The 16,161-nt window shown below is 61.9% G+C and carries 10 protein-coding genes, 1 tRNA gene, 1 pseudogene and 2 riboswitches; of the genes and pseudogenes, 6 read left to right on the top strand and 6 right to left on the bottom strand.

Annotated features, from left to right (window positions below):
- Positions 1–68: 68 nt before the first annotated feature.
- The 4 genes from MTX23_RS35525 to MTX23_RS35510 all read right to left on the bottom strand — a co-directional run bounded on the left by MTX23_RS35525 (position 69) and on the right by MTX23_RS35510 (position 5,096).
- The gene (locus MTX23_RS35525) at positions 69–704 is read right to left on the bottom strand and encodes a hypothetical protein (RefSeq protein WP_280978542.1); all 636 of its coding nucleotides are present in this window, start codon (positions 702–704) and stop codon (positions 69–71) included.
- 358 nt (positions 705–1,062) lie between these two features.
- A tRNA-Ile gene (locus MTX23_RS35520) sits at positions 1,063–1,138 on the bottom strand.
- 365 nt (positions 1,139–1,503) lie between these two features.
- On the bottom strand, positions 1,504–2,976 hold the full coding sequence (locus tag MTX23_RS35515) for a PepSY domain-containing protein (RefSeq protein WP_280978543.1): 1,473 nt from the start codon (positions 2,974–2,976) through the stop codon (positions 1,504–1,506).
- A 2-nt stretch (positions 2,977–2,978) separates the two neighbouring features.
- Positions 2,979–5,096: a TonB-dependent receptor gene (locus MTX23_RS35510; protein ID WP_348637586.1), complete on the bottom strand. Its 2,118-nt coding sequence runs from the start codon at positions 5,094–5,096 to the stop codon at positions 2,979–2,981.
- Positions 5,097–5,369: 273 nt separating this feature from the next.
- A riboswitch (cobalamin riboswitch) is annotated at positions 5,370–5,570 on the bottom strand.
- A 571-nt stretch (positions 5,571–6,141) separates the two neighbouring features.
- On the opposite strand from MTX23_RS35510, the gene MTX23_RS35505 reads away from it, so the two are divergent.
- The 4 genes from MTX23_RS35505 to MTX23_RS35490 all read left to right on the top strand — a co-directional run bounded on the left by MTX23_RS35505 (position 6,142) and on the right by MTX23_RS35490 (position 8,675).
- Complete coding sequence (locus MTX23_RS35505) at positions 6,142–6,396, top strand: hypothetical protein (RefSeq protein ID WP_348637594.1); 255 nt, start codon at positions 6,142–6,144, stop codon at positions 6,394–6,396.
- Positions 6,397–6,683: 287 nt separating this feature from the next.
- Positions 6,684–7,499, top strand: coding sequence for a tonB-system energizer ExbB (gene exbB, locus MTX23_RS35500; RefSeq protein ID WP_280978544.1), 816 nt, complete (start codon positions 6,684–6,686; stop codon positions 7,497–7,499).
- Positions 7,500–7,503: 4 nt separating this feature from the next.
- Positions 7,504–7,929: a TonB system transport protein ExbD gene (gene exbD / locus MTX23_RS35495; RefSeq protein WP_280978545.1), complete on the top strand. Its 426-nt coding sequence runs from the start codon at positions 7,504–7,506 to the stop codon at positions 7,927–7,929.
- Complete coding sequence (locus MTX23_RS35490) at positions 7,926–8,675, top strand: energy transducer TonB (RefSeq protein WP_280978546.1); 750 nt, start codon at positions 7,926–7,928, stop codon at positions 8,673–8,675. Before exbD ends, MTX23_RS35490 begins: the two co-directional genes overlap by 4 nt.
- A 24-nt stretch (positions 8,676–8,699) precedes the next feature.
- Here the strand turns inward: MTX23_RS35490 and MTX23_RS35485 are convergent, their stop codons facing one another.
- Positions 8,700–11,462 carry a TonB-dependent receptor gene (locus tag MTX23_RS35485; RefSeq protein WP_280978547.1) on the bottom strand — a complete coding sequence of 921 codons (2,763 nt, stop codon included), beginning with the start codon at positions 11,460–11,462 and terminating at the stop codon, positions 8,700–8,702.
- A 649-nt stretch (positions 11,463–12,111) separates the two neighbouring features.
- On the opposite strand from MTX23_RS35485, the gene mntR reads away from it, so the two are divergent.
- Positions 12,112–12,570, top strand: coding sequence for a manganese-binding transcriptional regulator MntR (mntR, locus tag MTX23_RS35480; RefSeq protein ID WP_280978548.1), 459 nt, complete (start codon positions 12,112–12,114; stop codon positions 12,568–12,570).
- Positions 12,571–13,060: 490 nt separating this feature from the next.
- Here mntR and MTX23_RS35475 read toward each other — a convergent pair whose 3' ends face one another.
- Complete coding sequence (locus MTX23_RS35475) at positions 13,061–13,474, bottom strand: hypothetical protein (protein ID WP_280978549.1); 414 nt, start codon at positions 13,472–13,474, stop codon at positions 13,061–13,063.
- A gap of 114 nt (positions 13,475–13,588) precedes the next feature.
- A riboswitch (cobalamin riboswitch) is annotated at positions 13,589–13,790 on the bottom strand.
- Positions 13,791–14,694: 904 nt separating this feature from the next.
- Here MTX23_RS35475 and MTX23_RS35470 point away from each other — a divergent pair.
- Positions 14,695–15,737: pseudogene (locus MTX23_RS35470) on the top strand (IS110 family transposase).
- Positions 15,738–16,161 lie beyond the last annotated feature (424 nt).

Genomic DNA, 16,161 nt, shown 5'->3' with positions numbered 1-16,161 from the left:
TTCCGAACGAAGCAGTAGCCTAGTATCGGTCCCGATCTGGCGGCTCAGCTAAACGGGCGAGACCGACGCTACTTCTGTTTCCCACGTGCACGTTCGGGCGCATGACTCAAGATAGTTCGTGCTATGGAAGGCGAACGACGCATGTGAATCGCGTTCGATAAAATGCCGAGCGCCTTGTTCATGCTCTCCAACTCTTCGATTTTTACTTCGCGCGCATCAATGTAGTGAAAGTCATCGACCGAACTTGCCGATAAAAAGACGCGCCCTGTTTCATGGGTGTACCAAAGTCCATGTACAAGGCCGTTCCGCTGCGAGTTAAGCTTTGAGAATTGCAAGATGATCTCTTCATACAGGTCGGTCTTGCGAATGTTGATCTTAGATCTCTGCAAACACGCAAGCATCAACGATTGTCGCGCCTTGTTGCTAACGACCGAATGGAAGATTTGCCGAGCCGGCGCACTTCTGCTTCCCAACAGGTCTTGCAGAACCTGAATCATCTGGTCTTCTACATGCACCCATGTCGCGATCGTGTGCCCAAATAGTAGGGCGAATTCGTCATTCTTGATTCCGGCTTCGTATCTTCCAGGGACGGCGTCTTCACCGGTCGGCTTAACAAACCGCTTTGGAACCTTCTTCTGGGTTTGCGACCCCTTCGTCGCATCCGCCTTTGCCACGCGTCCGCGTTCGATCCGTCTTGTAGACATTCCATCTCCTGGTGCTTCAGTTAGGCGCCGTTCGTAAGTCGCTGCCTTGTCTAACACGATGCCTTACCTCGGAGGAGGGTGCCGCATTTCTGCTGCTGCGAGTAAATCCACGGGCGCGGAAACTCCTGAGCAGTCAACATTTCGGTCGCTGCTGAGCGACTGTTGAAGAAAACAGACCCGCTCAATTTTTTCGCGCTCCAAAATCGGCTAAAAAAACCGGGGCGAAACTCGTCAATTATGTCAGTGGGATCTGAAATCGAGTCGTTCTCAAAGTGTTCGCATAAGAAGCGGTGGTGACCAGCAGTTGTTGTTGGTGGTGTGGTGGGGCTGGTGGGGTGGTGGGTGGTGGGTGGTGATGTGGTGGGCCCGCCTGGATTCGAACCAGGAACCAGACCGTTATGAACGGCCGGCTCTAACCGTTGAGCTACAGGCCCCGCCACGGGCGACCGCTGAAAGGCGGCCGGCAACAGTGCGGAGATCGTTTACAAGGTGGCCGGCATTCCGGCAATGCCACATCGTTTCGAGCGAACTAGGGACCGGGCTTGCTTCAGGAACACGAAGACAAAAACGCTAATCCACCGTCCTCCGCAAACTCCACGACCTTGCGCCCGCGACCATCTTGCCGAACTCGGCGGGCGCCTTGGGCTTCGGGAGGCGGCGGGTCTCGGCGAGCCGGGCCACCAGTTGATCCGCGTATCAAAGAAGTGCTCAAGCGCCCACGACTTCTCGTGAAGGAGAACGGCCGATTGAGTTACGTCTTGACGCATTTCCTCTGAACAGAACAAGCCCACGAACCAGGTCAGTTTCTCGCGTCGCTCCAGCGGGAGCGCCAGCGCAGTCGCCGCCAAGCGATGACAACGCCGCTCGTCGAGACGACCGTCCCGATCAGCGACAACAGCACAGTCACGATATCCCAGGCCGGGCGATAGCGCAGCAAAAGTGGAAAATCGAAGCTATGCAGGGCATTGAACAGCCAGCGGTACGTACGCCGGCTTTTGTCGATGCGGGCAAGAATGTCGCCATTACGTGGGTCAATGTAGAACCAGCTCTCGGCCGCGTCGTCAAAGCCCACACGTAACACTGGCAGCACACGCTCGCTGTGGTGCGGATACCAATAGGCATCGAACTGTTCGAGGCGCAGACGCGCGGTCATCTGAGCGTTTGGCAACAAACGGCTGGTGGCGGCGAAAATCTCCTCATCGGAAAGCGTCATCGCAGCGCCGCTCGCCGGATCGGCCGTGGTCTCGCGGCCATCGCGATCGGTGAGGACCATGAGCGGGCGACCGCCGAGCCAGACGAAGCGTGCTTCAACCGCCCCCGGCAGCATCGATGAAAATGTCGCGGCGATCTGCGGGAGGTCGTGCGCGGCATAGCGGACGGCCATGTCTTGGGTCGGGCCTCGGGCCGAAACATACTCGCCCGGATTGAGCGATAACCAACCGCTGAACATCCAGGTCAGGACGAACAGGCCACCGATCAGCCCGGCGATGTGATGCCAGGCCATCCAGCCGCGATAGGGGGTGACGGTGCCCCGGGCATAGCGAGGGCGCAACCGCACCCGCAGGACACCGATCCAGAAACCGGTCACCGCGACGATCAGGCAAGTGCCGGAGATCCATAGCACCACCTGCCGCCAGGTTGCACCGTCCCGTCGGAGAACCGTGGGATAGATCCAGTGCGGAATCGCGCCGAGCCAGTTCCAAAACCGCTCTCGTCGTGTTGTATCGAGCGCCAATTCTCCGGTTCGCGCCGAGAGATAGAGCTCGGTTCCGGCGGCGTCCCCGAGCGACACCAGAAGAAGCGGTCGCAGGGGATCGTAGCGCGCGGTGACGCTCCACTGATCGCGAAGGATTGTGCCGATCATCTGCGGATGCGTCGCATTCGGATGATGGCTGGCGATCGCCAAGGCCTCTGCCGGCGCGATAGTCTCGATCTGGCGACCGTCTGCGGCCGAAATGGTTTTACGCGTCCCGTTCCAATCGAGGAGGCAATACACCGGCCTATCATCCAGCATGACGAGACGGAGATCACGCGGATAATGCGCGATACCGGCGATCGCCATGGCCCGATCGGGCGCCACGCGCACGTGGTCCCAGGCGATCTCGGGCAGTGCCCCCCAGCGCTCGCGATCGGTGAACTGCGGGAACGCCACGTACATCATGACGATTCCCGAGACGAACCACATCGCGAACAACAGGCAGGTCGCAATGCCGATCCAGCGATGGGTAACGTAGAGCCATCGCCGTCCCCGGCGGATCAACGCCCGGTGCATGATCAGAACTTCACATTGAGGGACAATTCCGCCGTGCGCGGCATCCCCAACAACCATTGCCCGGCATAAGGCGCCGAGGTCGCATAGACAGTGTCGAACAGGTTATAGAGTCGGAAGGCGACGGTGGTCCGCGCATCCGGCTTCCAGCGTACCCCGCCATTGACGACTGCATAGCCGGGACGCCGGAGGGTATTGGCGTCGTCCGAAAAGGTCGGGCCGACGATCTGAACGCCGCCATAGATGGACCAGTCGGGGGCGAAGTCCCAGGTGACCCAGACGTTCGATACCTGCTCCGGCACGTTCTTGGGAATATTGCCGGCGTAGCTGACGATCTTGCCGCTCACCATCTGGCTGAAATTGTCGTATCTTGCCTGCAGCAGCGCGAGATTGGCGTCGACCCGCCAGCCGTCATTCAGGGCAAGACCGATCGAGGCCTCGACCCCGCGCGACGAATGCTGGCCGACCTGCAATGCGAGACCGGCAGGATTGCTGGAGTTGGGGACCAGAAGATTGTTCTTGACGATCTGATAGCCGGCCAGCGCCCACTCGCCGCGACCGCCCCAGAACGATTGCTTGACCCCGGCTTCGATTTGTTTGCCGGTGGCGAGCTGGAAAGTCTTCTGACTGGCGGCCAACGAAATCAGGTTTGTGACGGGATCGACGGCCGTCGCATATTGCCCGTAAAACGCCAGGTTTGGGATCGGCGTGTACACCGCGCCCGTGCGCCAGCTTGTGCCAGACAGCGAGGTGTCGAAACTGTTCGCAGGTGTTTTGTAGTCGGTGCGGTCGACCTCTGGCCGGTCAAACCGCACACCGCTCACGAGGGACAGTTTGTCGGTTAGCGACAGTCGGTCTTCGGCGAACAGCGCGTATTGATTGGCAATAGCATTGTAACCAGGAGTGGTCGGCGTCGTCGTGGCAGAAAAATAGCCGAGGTCGACGGCATCGACGCTGACCGAGGATGTTCCGCCGTAGGGCGAATTGTTGGTGTGAGTGAAGGCGATCCTGTTTATATCGAAACCAGCGACGAACTCGTTGGCAAGGCCGAGCACACGGCCGCGAAACGTCGCGTCCATCCGGTTGCCGGCCTGCTCCTGGTCATGGAAGATGTTGATATAGTTGGTACGCGTGATGAGTTGGGTCGAGGGATTCCACGCATAGCTCTCGACGTTACGCCAGTGCCGATGGCTGGTCAGGTAGTAAAGCGTGTCATGGACCGTAACGCCGTCCGCGACGTTCCATTCGGTCTTGAACTGGGTCCAGTTGTCCTCATAGTGAATCGCGCTGTCGAGGACGTTGTAATTCTTGAACCGCAGCGCATCGTTGATGCTGCCATTGATCAGCGGCGTTCCGAAATAGCGCGACGGACTTCGATTGCCGTAGTCCTCGGACAGAGTGAATGCGAGATTGTCGGCGGCCTGCACCCGGACCGCTGCGGAGATCGCCAGATTGGATGTCTTGTCACGATCGACCCAGCCGTCTGACATGTTGCCAGTCGCCGCGAGGCGATAGGATACGTTGGGATTGATCGCGCCGCCGCTGTCCACTGCAACGCGTCGCGTCATGTTGCTGTCGAGCGAGGCTTCGGCATCGTTGTAGGTCGTTGCGATCGGCTTCTTCGGGATCACATTGATGATGCCGCCGATGGCACCTTCGCCATAGAGCACCGAGGCTGGCCCGCGCATCACCTCGATGCGCTCCGCCGACCAGGTATCAAACGGAAACGTCACGGTTCCGGCGCCGACATATAGGCGCGTGCCATCGTACAGCGTCATCACCGAATTGCTGCCGGCGAAACCGCGGGTACTGAAGGATAGACCGCCGTTGCCGGGGGCGGGGCTCGCGGTAAAGCCCGCTGCGTTCTGGGCCACCGCATCGGTGACGTTATGCTGGCCGCGATCCTCGATGGTCTGGGACGTAATCGTCTCAACGCTGGCAGGTGTCTGCAGCGGCGTGAGGTTCAGGCGGCTCCCGCTGGTGTTCTGGTGATCTAGCTTCAGCGTCGAAGGCGAGCCGTCCGAGGCTGCGGCCGTCGGTGCTGCGCGAGGCGTTGCCGCGGGCCTTGACTGCGATCGTGAGGCCGTGGCTGAACGCTTGCCATCGGGATGGGCGGGCCTCACCGCAGGTTTTTGGGGCGGACTGACCGTAACCGGCGGCAGGGTTTGAACCGACTGGGCTTGTTGTGCCTTGGCAGGGCAAATCCCGAGCGGCAGAGCTGGAAGAAGGAAGCTGTGAGCGAGCAGGCCGGCGCGCAGCCGCCTTGGCATAATGGGAAACACGAGTAGACCTCGGCATGACGTAGTGGCACGTCACAGCGAACAAGGTCTTACCTGGACGTAGTCGGACCTACGCAAGGTGAAAGCAATGTCTGTACTCCCCGACCGACATTTTCGCGTGTGACCACGGCTGACGGCAGGTCTCCTGGCTCGCGGGTCCTAACCTTGCGTCGCCTTCCCAGGACCGAGTGTCCCAGTGGCCTATGACGAAAGATTCGCCGCTTACAGTTGCGGGGGCAGCTGCGGCATGAGGGGAAAATCCCCGCACCGCATTCCCTTTTGATCCCCGTGAGGGGAACCGTCGGTCGTCACTTAGAGGTTCGCGAGGTGCGGAGTCAATCCCCTCTCTGACAGGCCTGTAGTTGATTGCACAGACCCACCGAGCGGAATAGTTGGTACGAATCGGACAAACATCAGCCAGGCGCGGGTAACGGATGAAAACTCCGCGGGTAAATACGCGACAAGAACGTTCCTTCGAAGTTTTTCACCATCAAACTGCAAATCTATTTGCGTCGAATTCTCGCCCCGCGCCGAGGATTTCCTGCATCCTGTTTCATCCGGACGATCACGGGTCGTGATCTTGCAGCATGCTGTTGATGAGGACGTACAGGAGCACAGCCGCGTCGAGTGCCGTGTCCATCGACGCCCCATAGCAAGAGAAGCTTCGTAAGACGAGTGAGGACAGTACCCGTCCTTATCAATATCGCACGAGATTCTCGCGTGCGCACAACTCTTTCGCGCATCGGTCATACTCGCGCTAACCATTAGCTGATTTAAGATTGTCGCAATCGACTGCTCTGTGCAGCCCACGTCCATCCTTTACAGCGAATTAAGCTGAACTGGATTTGATACCGCCCGGGCTGGAAGCCTGGGTCTCGGGGGATGTGTGATGGGTGCTGCCAAGAAGCAAGCCGTGGAATCAAATACGAGGATGTTCGAGGACGTGCCGGTCCTGCGGCGCAAATGGCAGGCTGCGCTCAAGCCCGGCGAAAATCTTCCCCGCTATGAAGACGTGCTGCTGGGCGGCCTCGGGCGCCTCGCCGATCACATGGTGCTGCTGAAGAGCGACAACGACGCTTTCGCCGTCTCACGTACCGGCCGCTATGCACAGAAATGGATCGGCGACGACCGTTGGGACATTTGACATCAGCCTTCGGAGGGCAGGCTTGTATGCCGCCAATTGCGGAATACGTTTTTCGACGAGTCGAAGGCCCCGTGTCGTGCCTCCCCGCAACCAAGTTTGCACATCACCGGTCCTGTTAAAATGGCCCGCATCGCGCCAAGCGCCGCAATCCTCGTTGTGATCTTAGCATTTGCAGCAAGATGTAGCGTATGCTACATGCCGGAGCATAAGCGTAATCGCAATAGGGGAAGGCCGATTCGATGCAGTTGTGTACAAGCCCGCGCCGTGGCGCTCGTTCCACTGTGCCGATGAGGGTGCCTCGGACCGGTGCCGTTGGCCTGTCGGTCTTCTTGCATTGTTTGGCCGGGTTCGCGGGACCTGCCTTCGCACAAGGTTCGTCCGAAGGCGCGGCAATCGCAAGCGCCATCCTGCCTCGTGACCTCAGTCCCTGGGGTATGTTCGTGCAGGCCGACCTTATCGTGAAGGCCGTCATGGTCGGACTTGCGTTTGCCACTCTTGTGACCTGCACGGTCTGGCTGTCCAAGACGATTGAGCTGTTCAATGCACGCCGAAACGTGAGACGCGCGCTGCGTGAGCTCGCGGCGGCCAGGAGCGTCGAAGAGGCGGTGCGGACAGTGCCCGCGGGGCCGGTGGCGCGCCTGCTCGATGGCGCCGTCGCAGAGTTGAAGCTCAGCACCGATCGTATGGATAGGGATGGGATCAAGGCCCGCATCCTGTCGCGACTGCAGCAGATCGAGGCCGCCGCCGGCCGGCGCATCGCGTTCGGCACGGGCGTGCTGGCGACCATCGGTGCGACCGGGCCCTTCGTCGGCCTGTTTGGCACGGTCTGGGGCATCATGAACAGCTTCATAGGCATCTCGAAATCGCAGACCACCAATCTCGCGGTGGTGGCGCCCGGAATCGCCGAGGCGTTGCTAGCGACCGCGCTCGGGCTCGTCGCGGCGATTCCGGCGGTGGTGATCTACAATCTTTTCGCCCGCCAGACCGCTGCCTACCGGGCGCTGCTCGGTGACGGGGTTGCGGAGATCGCGCGGCTCGCAGGCCGCGATCTCGATAGTGGCACGATTATCGTGCCACGACCGCACCTCGCGGCCGCGGAGTGATCCGGTGGCGGTCAATCTCAGCCAGTCCGGCACCGAGCTCGCCGAGGTCAATGACATCAACGTGACGCCGTTCATCGACGTCATTCTCGTGTTGCTCATCATCTTCATGGTGGCGGCGCCGCTTACCACCGTCGATGTCGCCGTGGACCTGCCGGCCTCGAACGCGCAGCCGCATCCGCGTCCGGACAAGCCGGTGTATCTCACGGTGAGGCCCGATCTCTCGCTGTCGGTCGGCGAGGCGACGGTGAGCCGCGCCGTGCTCACCGCGGCACTCGATGCCGCAACCCAGGGCCAGAAGGACAGCCGGATCTTCCTGCGCGCCGACAAGACGGTTCCCTACGGCGAGGTCATGCAAGTCATGAATGGACTGCGGACGGCCGGCTACCTGAAAGTGGCGCTGGTCGGCGTGGAGCAGTCGGCCGCGCCGTGACGGATCTTGCGGAAGACGTCTCGGATCTGAGGCGCTGGACATTCTCCGGCCTTGTCGTGATCACGCTGTACGGCGGTCTCGCGGCATCCCTAGTGGCATGGCGCGAGCCCGAGTATCTTGAGCCGGCCGAACCCTCCGGCGCGGTCGTGGTGGATCTTGCACCAGTGTCGGCCGCGCCCTTGACGACGCCCACGGACGTTGCGCCCGGTCCCGAGCAGACGCTTGCCGAGGCCCGGCCAGAGGCGAAGCCCGACACGCCGGTGCCGGACGACACGCCGGAGCTACCGCCGGCCCAGAATCCCGACGCCGCCGTCGATGCGCCAACCAAGGCCCAGCCCGAAGCCGTGCCCGAGCAGCAGGCTGCAGCCGCTACCACGGCCCCGGCTGCGGTTGCAGACCGCGTCGCGCCGGTGGCCGCCGCGCCTACGCAGGGACGGCCCGACCGCAAGGCCGAGCAGGCGATCGTCACTTGGCGTTCGCAGATCCTCGCGGCTATTGAGCGCAACAAGCGCTATCCGGAAGCCGCACGTTCCCGGCACGAACAGGGGATCACGCAGGTCCGGTTCATGCTGGACCGCAAGGGGCTGGTCAGCGATGCGCAGGTCACACAAAGCTCCGGCTCGAGTGCCCTCGACGGCGAAGCCATCGCCTTGCTGCAGCGTGCGCAGCCGTTTCCTGCGCCGCCCGATACGTTCGCAGGCCAATCGGTGGCGGTGAAACTGCCGATCCGCTTCACGGTCAAATAGCAGCGGTCGAGCGCGACAGAGCTGTCAATTCGTCGCGAAGACACGATCGCCGGCACCGAAGCGGTAGTTGACGCCGACGCGCACGGCATCGGTCCTGACCCGCGCGTCGGTATCCACCAACGTCACCGCGCTGTCGGGCAAGGTCGGCGTCGCGCGGAACGCTCCGAGATCGGAGTGCTGGTAGTCGATCGTTGCGGTCCAGTTGCCGGTCAACCTGGTTTCGATGCCGGCGCCGACGGCCCAGCCAAAGCGGAATCGGTCCACGCTGTAAGGTGTCGTGAAGCCGACGCCGGCAGCGGTCGTGCCCGACACTGATCCGGAAGCCGTGACCGTGCCGAAGGGAACGCCGGCTGAGACATAGGCGAGGGTCTCCGGGGTGACCGCCACGCCGATGCGGCCACGCACGGTTGCGAGCCAGTCGAACCGATAGGAAAGATCGGCCGACATCGGCGCGTCGAGCGGGGCCAGCGCCGGATTGCAGACCGCGCCCGGGCACGTGGTCGCCGAGCTGCCGCGTTGGTTTCCGTAAGTGAAATTGCCCTCGATGCCTGCGACCATACGGCCCGCAGTCCAGTCGTAGCCGGCCTGGATGCCGATGCCCGCATGATCGAGGCTTGCGACCGATGTGTTGCCGAACAGCGGCGTCTCTGTCGCGGTTTCGATGAAGCCGGCATGGGTCTTTGCCGTACCCCAGGCGTAGCCGACATGGCCGCCGCCATAGAAGCCGCCCCAGCTCCACGCCGGCGCGGGCGCCGCCTTGGTGAAGAAGGCCATCGCGTCCTGCCCGCGCACCGCGCCGATCGGGGCATCGGCCGGCGCGTTGGCCCCGTACTTCACGTTGAGGAACAGCTTGAAGGTTCTGCCGGGCAGCAGGATCTCGTCCTTGTGGAATTGCACGGAGTTGCGGATGTTAGCGTTCAGCAGATTGTCGCCGATCAGGCCCGTTGCAACTTCGACCGGCCCCCAAGCCGACGTCCGCCATCGCTGCCGGTGCTCAATCTGAAGCTTGAGCAGGTCGTAGCCGTCGGTCGGCGTATCGAACTCTGCAAAGTTGTTTTGCCTGAACGCATGCAGGTAGTGCAGCCTCGTGGACCAATTGTCGTTGTGCCAGTAGATGCCGCCACCGGCGCGCATCGGCGGAATGCGCGGCACGTTGGTGCCGTCGGTGAAGGTTGCCTGCACGACGTCGAACTGTCCCTCCACGCCGAAGATGCCGCCCGCGAGCGGCGACACATCCCACTGCCAGGTCAATTCGCCGCCGCGGAAGATCGCATCGTCCTGTGAATAGGCGACCTGGATGTAATCGCCGCTGCTGGCGGGCGCGCAGGTCGAAAAATCCGCGTCGCAGAAATTGCCGGTCGCCCGGCCGTAGATGAAGTTGCTGTAGCGCGTGTAGTAGAGATTGGCGTCGAACCGAATATCGCCGCGCGTGCGCCTCAGGCCGACTTCCACGGTGTTGGCGGTCTCGAGCGTCAGATCGGGATTGCCGATCTTGAAGGTCTTCTCGGAATCGTCGGGCCCGCTGGCAAACAGCTCGAGCGCGCGCGGAGCCCGCTGGATCCGCTGCAGCGTGAGGCTGGCCTGAAGGTAGGACGGCAGATCCTTGATCGTTGCGAAGCTGATGCTTGTCGGCAGGAAGCTTGATCGGGATGGTGCGCTGGCAGGTTCGTTCGGCGGCGGCAGGTAGCTTGACGGAAATTCGAATGACGTGCCGGACACATCGACGTATTCGAGGCGGCCGGCGAGCTGCGTCCGCAGCGCATCGGTCAGTTTCAGCTCGTCGAAGAAGTACGCGGCGGCCGTCGCGGTCTGCGCGGGCCGCAGGATCGCCTGGCCGACCGTATCCAGGCGCTGGTAGGCGCCCTGGGCGCCGACGATGCTGGTCAGAGCTCCGAACGGCGTTGCAAGCGGCTGCGTCTCGAACTCGAGCTTCCCCTCCGTCTGGCGGTTCTTGAATGTTGCGCCGATGGTCTGGAAATCGCCGAGGACCGTGCTGTTGTTGACGACCTCATCGTGCCGGTAGTCCGAATAGCCGAGCCAGTAGCGCACGGCGGCGAACGCTGCCGCGTCGGGCCGGTATTCGCCCTTGCTCGCGATCTTGGTCTGCTCGAGCTGGTTGTGCTGCTGGGCCTCGGACGTGGCGATGCCGGGAACGTGGTAGTCGCTCGTGAAGCGCGAGATCGACAGGCCGGCATAGCCGCCATCGAACAGGTAGGAACCGCCGATCGACGCGCCCGCACTCTCCATGGCGGAGTTCGGCTGGCGTCCGTTGAACGTCGGCGCGGGATCGGGAGGAACCAGATAGGGATAGCTCGGGATGCGATAGTCCTTCGCACCGCGGCCGTAGACATCGGCATGCACGGCGGCATTGCCGCTTCCGGCGTCGAGCAGAAGGCCGCTCTCCCAGCCGCTGTCGACCGAGGTGACGGCCGATCGCAGCTCGGCGGCCAGGCCTCCGATCGGCGCGGCGGTCGGGATGCGATTGTTTGTGACGTCGACGACACCGCCGACCGCCTGCGATCCGAACCGCAACGCGGCCGGCCCGCGAAATACTTGCGCGCGCTGCAGCGCGAGCGGATCGATCGGCACGGCGTGATCCTGGGCGATGTCGGAGACGTCGACGGCGCCAACGCCGTTTTCCTGGATGCGGACCTTGGCATCTGAGAGTCCGCGCAAGACCGGCCGCGAGGATTGGGTCGAGATTCCTGCCGATGTGGCGCCGGGCGCGGTGAAGAACAGATTTCCGAAGCCCTGGGTCGGGCTCGACTGGAATTGATCGCTCGTCATGGCCGAAGGCGCGAAGGGCGGGTTGCCGGAACCCGGCGTCGCGGATTGGACTGACGCCGGCGGAGATTGGGTCACGGGCCGGCCGGCGGCTTCTTCCGGGTTGGCACGTCGGACCGGCTTACGCTGCCGGCCCTCGACCGTCACCTGCGGAATGTCCACTTCGGCCGGCGAGCCAGAGGACGTAGGCGGGGCCGCCGTGCTCGATGATCGGGAGGCGGGTGGTGACGCCGCCTCGGATGGGGCGGATGTCGCGGGAGCGGCAGGCGCCGCAGGAGGCTGCTGGCCTGGTGTTGCTTGTTCTGCCGGCGGAGCGGCCGTCACCCCGGGTGAGCTTTGCTGGGCACGGGCGAATCCGCTCAGGCACATCATGACAATCGACGTCGTGCTCAGAAGAGCCGAGCGAGTTACGCGAACGTGCATTTTCAATCCCCCGCGGCAGCACCGCGGGCGAAGCGGTACTTAGTAGGTACACTAAAATGTAGATGATGCTACAAATGCGAGGCATTAGCTACAATGTCAAGCCTGTTGCAATTGCGAAGCTGTTGCAAGAAGGCGAGAGGCAATTGCGTGAGCTTGCAATGTCGCTACGGAGGCCCCATGGTCGAATGTCTGGAGATTCTGGATTTTTCACATGCGTCCAAAGCCTTCCATGGATGTCGCGGTATCGCTTCACGCGCTCCCCACCGAGCAGGCGCAGGCGCGGCGTTTTGGCAAGGCCCGTTCGGCGCGCTCGACTGCGATCCTCGAGGACTACGTCGAGCTGATTGCCGACCTGATTGATTCGACCGGCGAGGCCCGCGCCACCGACATCGCGCGGCGGCTCGGGGTGTCTCATCCGACCGCGATCAACACGATCACGCGGCTGAAGCGGGAAGGCCTGGCGGTGGCTCGTCCTTATCGCGGTATTTTCCTGACCGAGGAGGGTGAAGCGCTCGCCAAGCGGGTGCGCGCGCGCCACCGTCTGGTCCTGGAAATGCTGCTCGCGCTTGGCGTGCCCCGGGAGACCGCGGAGGCGGACGCCGAAGGCATCGAGCATCATGTTTCAGACGCTACCCTCAAAGCCTTTTCGGATTTTATTAAGAGATCGGGAGTGAAGAGGGCCAGTTGACGGTCTTTACGGGCGTCTATACGGGCCGTTGAGGTCCGATCGGCTTGCGGTTCAGCCGCTTTCGAGACGTAGGGCCGATCGCTGGGGTCATCTGCACATGTGTTCTAGAGAGGCTCAGCTTGACCGATGCCAATCGCTGGCAAGTTGAGCGCGAACCGCGTCGCCCTGAATCCCTGGGACGAAGCCGCTCTTCATCAATCCAGGCCGCTCGAAGTCGCGCAGTCCGTTGCGGACACCGAAGTTCATCATCAGACATGGAAATCAGTAGCGTGGTAGGCGATGCTACACAATAAAGCCTCGACTTCAAGATCAATATTCCGCTCGGCGGGGAGCGTATACTAAGGCCCGCTGCTACTTGTTCTGGCGCTTGCGGATATTTAGAACGTGCATTCGCTCGCGGCTCGGCTGAGACTAGCCCGCTGCGTTCTGGGCCACCGCATCGGTGACGTTATGCTGGCCGCTATCCTCGATGGTCTGGGACGTAATCGTCTCAACGCTGGCAGGTGTCTGCAGCGGCGTGAGGTTCAGGCGGCTCCCGCTGGTGTTCTGCTGATCTAGCTTCAGCGTCGAAGGCGAGCCGTCCGAGGCTGCGGCCGTCGGTGCTGCGCGAGGCGTTGCCGCCGGCTTTGACTGCGATCGTGAGGCCGTGGCTGAACGCTTGGCCATCGTATAGCGCGACAATCTGGTTGGGAAGCACTGTCACCCTGATTGCCGCGCGGCAGCCATCGGGACGGCCGGGCCTCACCGCAGGTTTTTGGGGCGGACTGACCGTAACCGGCGGCAGGGTTTGAACCGATTGAGCTTGCTGTGCCTTGGCAGGGCAAATCCCGAGCGGCAGAGCTGGAAGAAGGAAGCTGTGAGCGAGCAGGCCGGCGCGCAGCCGCCTGGGTATGACGGAAAACACGAGCAGACCTCGGCATGACGTAGTGGCACGTCACAGCGAACGAGGTCTCACCTCGACATAGTTGGACCTACGCAAGGTGAAAGCAATGTCTGTACTCCCCGACCGACATTTTCGCGTGTTACCACGGCTGACGGCAGGTCTCCTGGCTCGCGGGTCTCAACCTTGCGTCGCCTTCCCAGGACCAAGTTTCCCAGTGGCCTATGACGAAAAATTCGCCGCTTACAGTTGCGGGGGCAGCTGCGGCATGAGGGGAAAATCCCCGCACCGCATTCCCTTTTGATCCCAGTGAAGGGGAACCGTCGGTCGTCATCGTAGAAGTGGGCGAGGCGCGGAGTCAATCCCCTCTCTGACAAGTCTGTAGTTGTCTGCACACGCGAGCGGAATAGTAACCGGGGCGAGTGAAGGAGCGGGTACGAATGGTCGCGGTAGGGACGAGGATTTCTCCTCGGCCACCGGGTCGCGGGAGGCGGTCGGGAGGCGGGCGACCGGGGTCACCGGAGGCGGTCGCCCGCCCGCGGTTGGGTAGGATCGAGGCGCGGACCGGGCTTCGCATGATGCCGACGTTTCCTCGATCCCCCCTATCATTCCGTACGGCGGGTTTACCCCGATACGGCTGGAAGGCTGGCTTTCAGATGGGGCCTTCCCGGCTTCCACACGAGCTTAAGTCTGCTCCCGACATCCACGGCGTGTTAGCCAGTTTGTATCCATCCTTCGTACACGACGTGGTCCAACGGTTATCCCGCACTGCACGGTGTCGGGTCGTTAACTCGATCGTGCACCACCATGAAGTGGGACACTACCCCAGGGGTCCTCGCTCTTGCCCGAGTTATGTTGTCTCGACCCGTCATCACTTAATCGACCCCATCCGCCCCACTCGTGGGCACATCGCGATTTGCCTCAAAGCTCCTCAAAACACCTCGCGATCACGGATTGAAATCGGCTCTAAAGTCCAAGCGATGAAAGCGGATTGTACTCGCGATGGCCGAGCTAGTTGGCGCGAGCCTTTAGGGTGAAGACGAAGCGGTCCGTCCTGCGCACCTCCAATGTGGGTAGCAATCTTGATCGACTCGCCAATCGGGCTCATGAACGCTCCTTTGCGCGGCGGCGATCAGGGTGAGACGCGCTCTCATCCTGATTGATGCGGTGGAACGGCCCGCTCCGACAGCATCATCGTGCTAAGACGTGGTCGTTGTTCGAACGCCACAAGGAGGGACCGTTCCATGAAACAGGTTAGCACCATCGGATTGGATTTGGCGAAGCACATTTTTCAAGTTCACGGCGCGGGTGGCGATGGCTCACCGGTGTTCAACCGGAGACTACGGCGCAGCGAGGTGCTGCATTTCTTCTCGAAGCAGCCAGCCTGCCTTGTGGGAATAGAAGCCTGTGGCAGCGCTCATTATTGGGCACGAGAGATTGCAACTCTCGGCCATGAAGTGCGACTCATCCCACCAGCTTACGTCAAACCGTTTGTGAAGCGTGGAAAACGGATGCGGCGGATGCCGAGGCCATCAGCGAGGCTGTGACTCGCAAGACCATGCGCTTCGTTCCGATCAAAACGGCTGAGCAACAAGCCGCAATGATGGTCCTGAAGAGTCGCGCACTTCTGGTGAAACAGCAAACGCAGACGATCAACGCCCTGCGCTCACATTTGGCCGAGTTGGGCATCATTGCCGCCGCTGGCCGAACAAAGGTCGAGGCGTTGGTTGCAATCGTACGGGATGTAGCAGATATCCGCTTGCCTGCGGCAGCGCGCGTCGCCCTGACGGCAGTTGCCGATCAAATCGAGGCTCAGGCGGACCAGATTGACAAGCTCGAGCGAGCCATTGTTGCTGCGGCAAAGACCGACAAGGACATGCGCCGACTGACTACGATCCCCGGCATTGGAGCCATTACAGCAGCGACCATCAAGGCGCTGGTGCCAGATCCCGGCGGCTTCAAATCCGCTCGTCACTTTGCTGCCTGGCTGGGACTGACGCCGCGACAGCATTCGAGTGGGGGCAAGGAGCGGATGGGACGCATCTCGAAGATGGGAAACCCCGAACTTCGGAGCCTCCTCGTTCTTGGGGCGACATCCGTCCTGCGAATTGCCCGGAAGGCCGATCGGACGCGGCCATGGTTGAAGGCGCTGCTCGCCAGACGTCCGTACAAGGTGGCAGCGGTCGCGCTGGCCAACAAGACAGCGCGAATTGCTTGGGCGCTCTTGAACAAGGGCGGGATTTACCGGTGTCCGGAGACGCTGGCGACGACTACGGCTGCCGCTTGATGAATACAGCGGCTGTCAAAGAGATCTGACCGGCGCGGGCCGGCAGAGGGCAAGGAGCAATAACAGGCGATGAACCCACGGGACGAAATCCCGGCATGAGTGAGGCTGGCGCGACAATGCGCATCAAGCGCGTCTGATTGATTTAGCCCCTTGTGTCGCGGACTTCATCGAGGCCAGCAGTCATGCGCCGCGCTTTACAGGCCGTATACATGACCGCACCGCTCCCATGTGTGAAGTCGACTGAGAAAGTTCTTGCGCCCGCGGGCCGTTCCATACATGTCGCGCTATACTCCTTGTTTGTTGTATTTTAGAACAGACGCATTCCCTGAAGAACGCCTTGCTAAGAAGCGAAACGCGCTCGCGTGAGGAGCTGAATTGGTTGCATCCCGGCGCTCTGCACGATGCCCAGGAAAAGAGAGCCCGG

It is taken from the genome of Bradyrhizobium sp. ISRA436 (genome assembly GCF_029910015.1).
Classification (GTDB): domain Bacteria; phylum Pseudomonadota; class Alphaproteobacteria; order Rhizobiales; family Xanthobacteraceae; genus Bradyrhizobium.
This window is presented reverse-complemented; position numbering and strand designations above follow the sequence as displayed.

What these genes read in the sequence shown, in the direction of transcription:
- MTX23_RS35525 (WP_280978542.1), bottom strand. Translation starts at nt 704, where the DNA reads ATGTCTACAAGACGGATCGAACGCGGACGCGTGGCAAAGGCGGATGCG.
- MTX23_RS35515 (WP_280978543.1), bottom strand. Translation starts at nt 2,976, where the DNA reads ATGCACCGGGCGTTGATCCGCCGGGGACGGCGATGGCTCTACGTTACC.
- MTX23_RS35505 (WP_348637594.1), top strand. Translation starts at nt 6,142, where the DNA reads ATGGGTGCTGCCAAGAAGCAAGCCGTGGAATCAAATACGAGGATGTTC.
- exbB (WP_280978544.1), top strand. Translation starts at nt 6,684, where the DNA reads ATGAGGGTGCCTCGGACCGGTGCCGTTGGCCTGTCGGTCTTCTTGCAT.
- MTX23_RS35485 (WP_280978547.1), bottom strand. Translation starts at nt 11,462, where the DNA reads ATGACGAGCGATCAATTCCAGTCGAGCCCGACCCAGGGCTTCGGAAAT.
- mntR (WP_280978548.1), top strand. Translation starts at nt 12,112, where the DNA reads ATGGATGTCGCGGTATCGCTTCACGCGCTCCCCACCGAGCAGGCGCAG.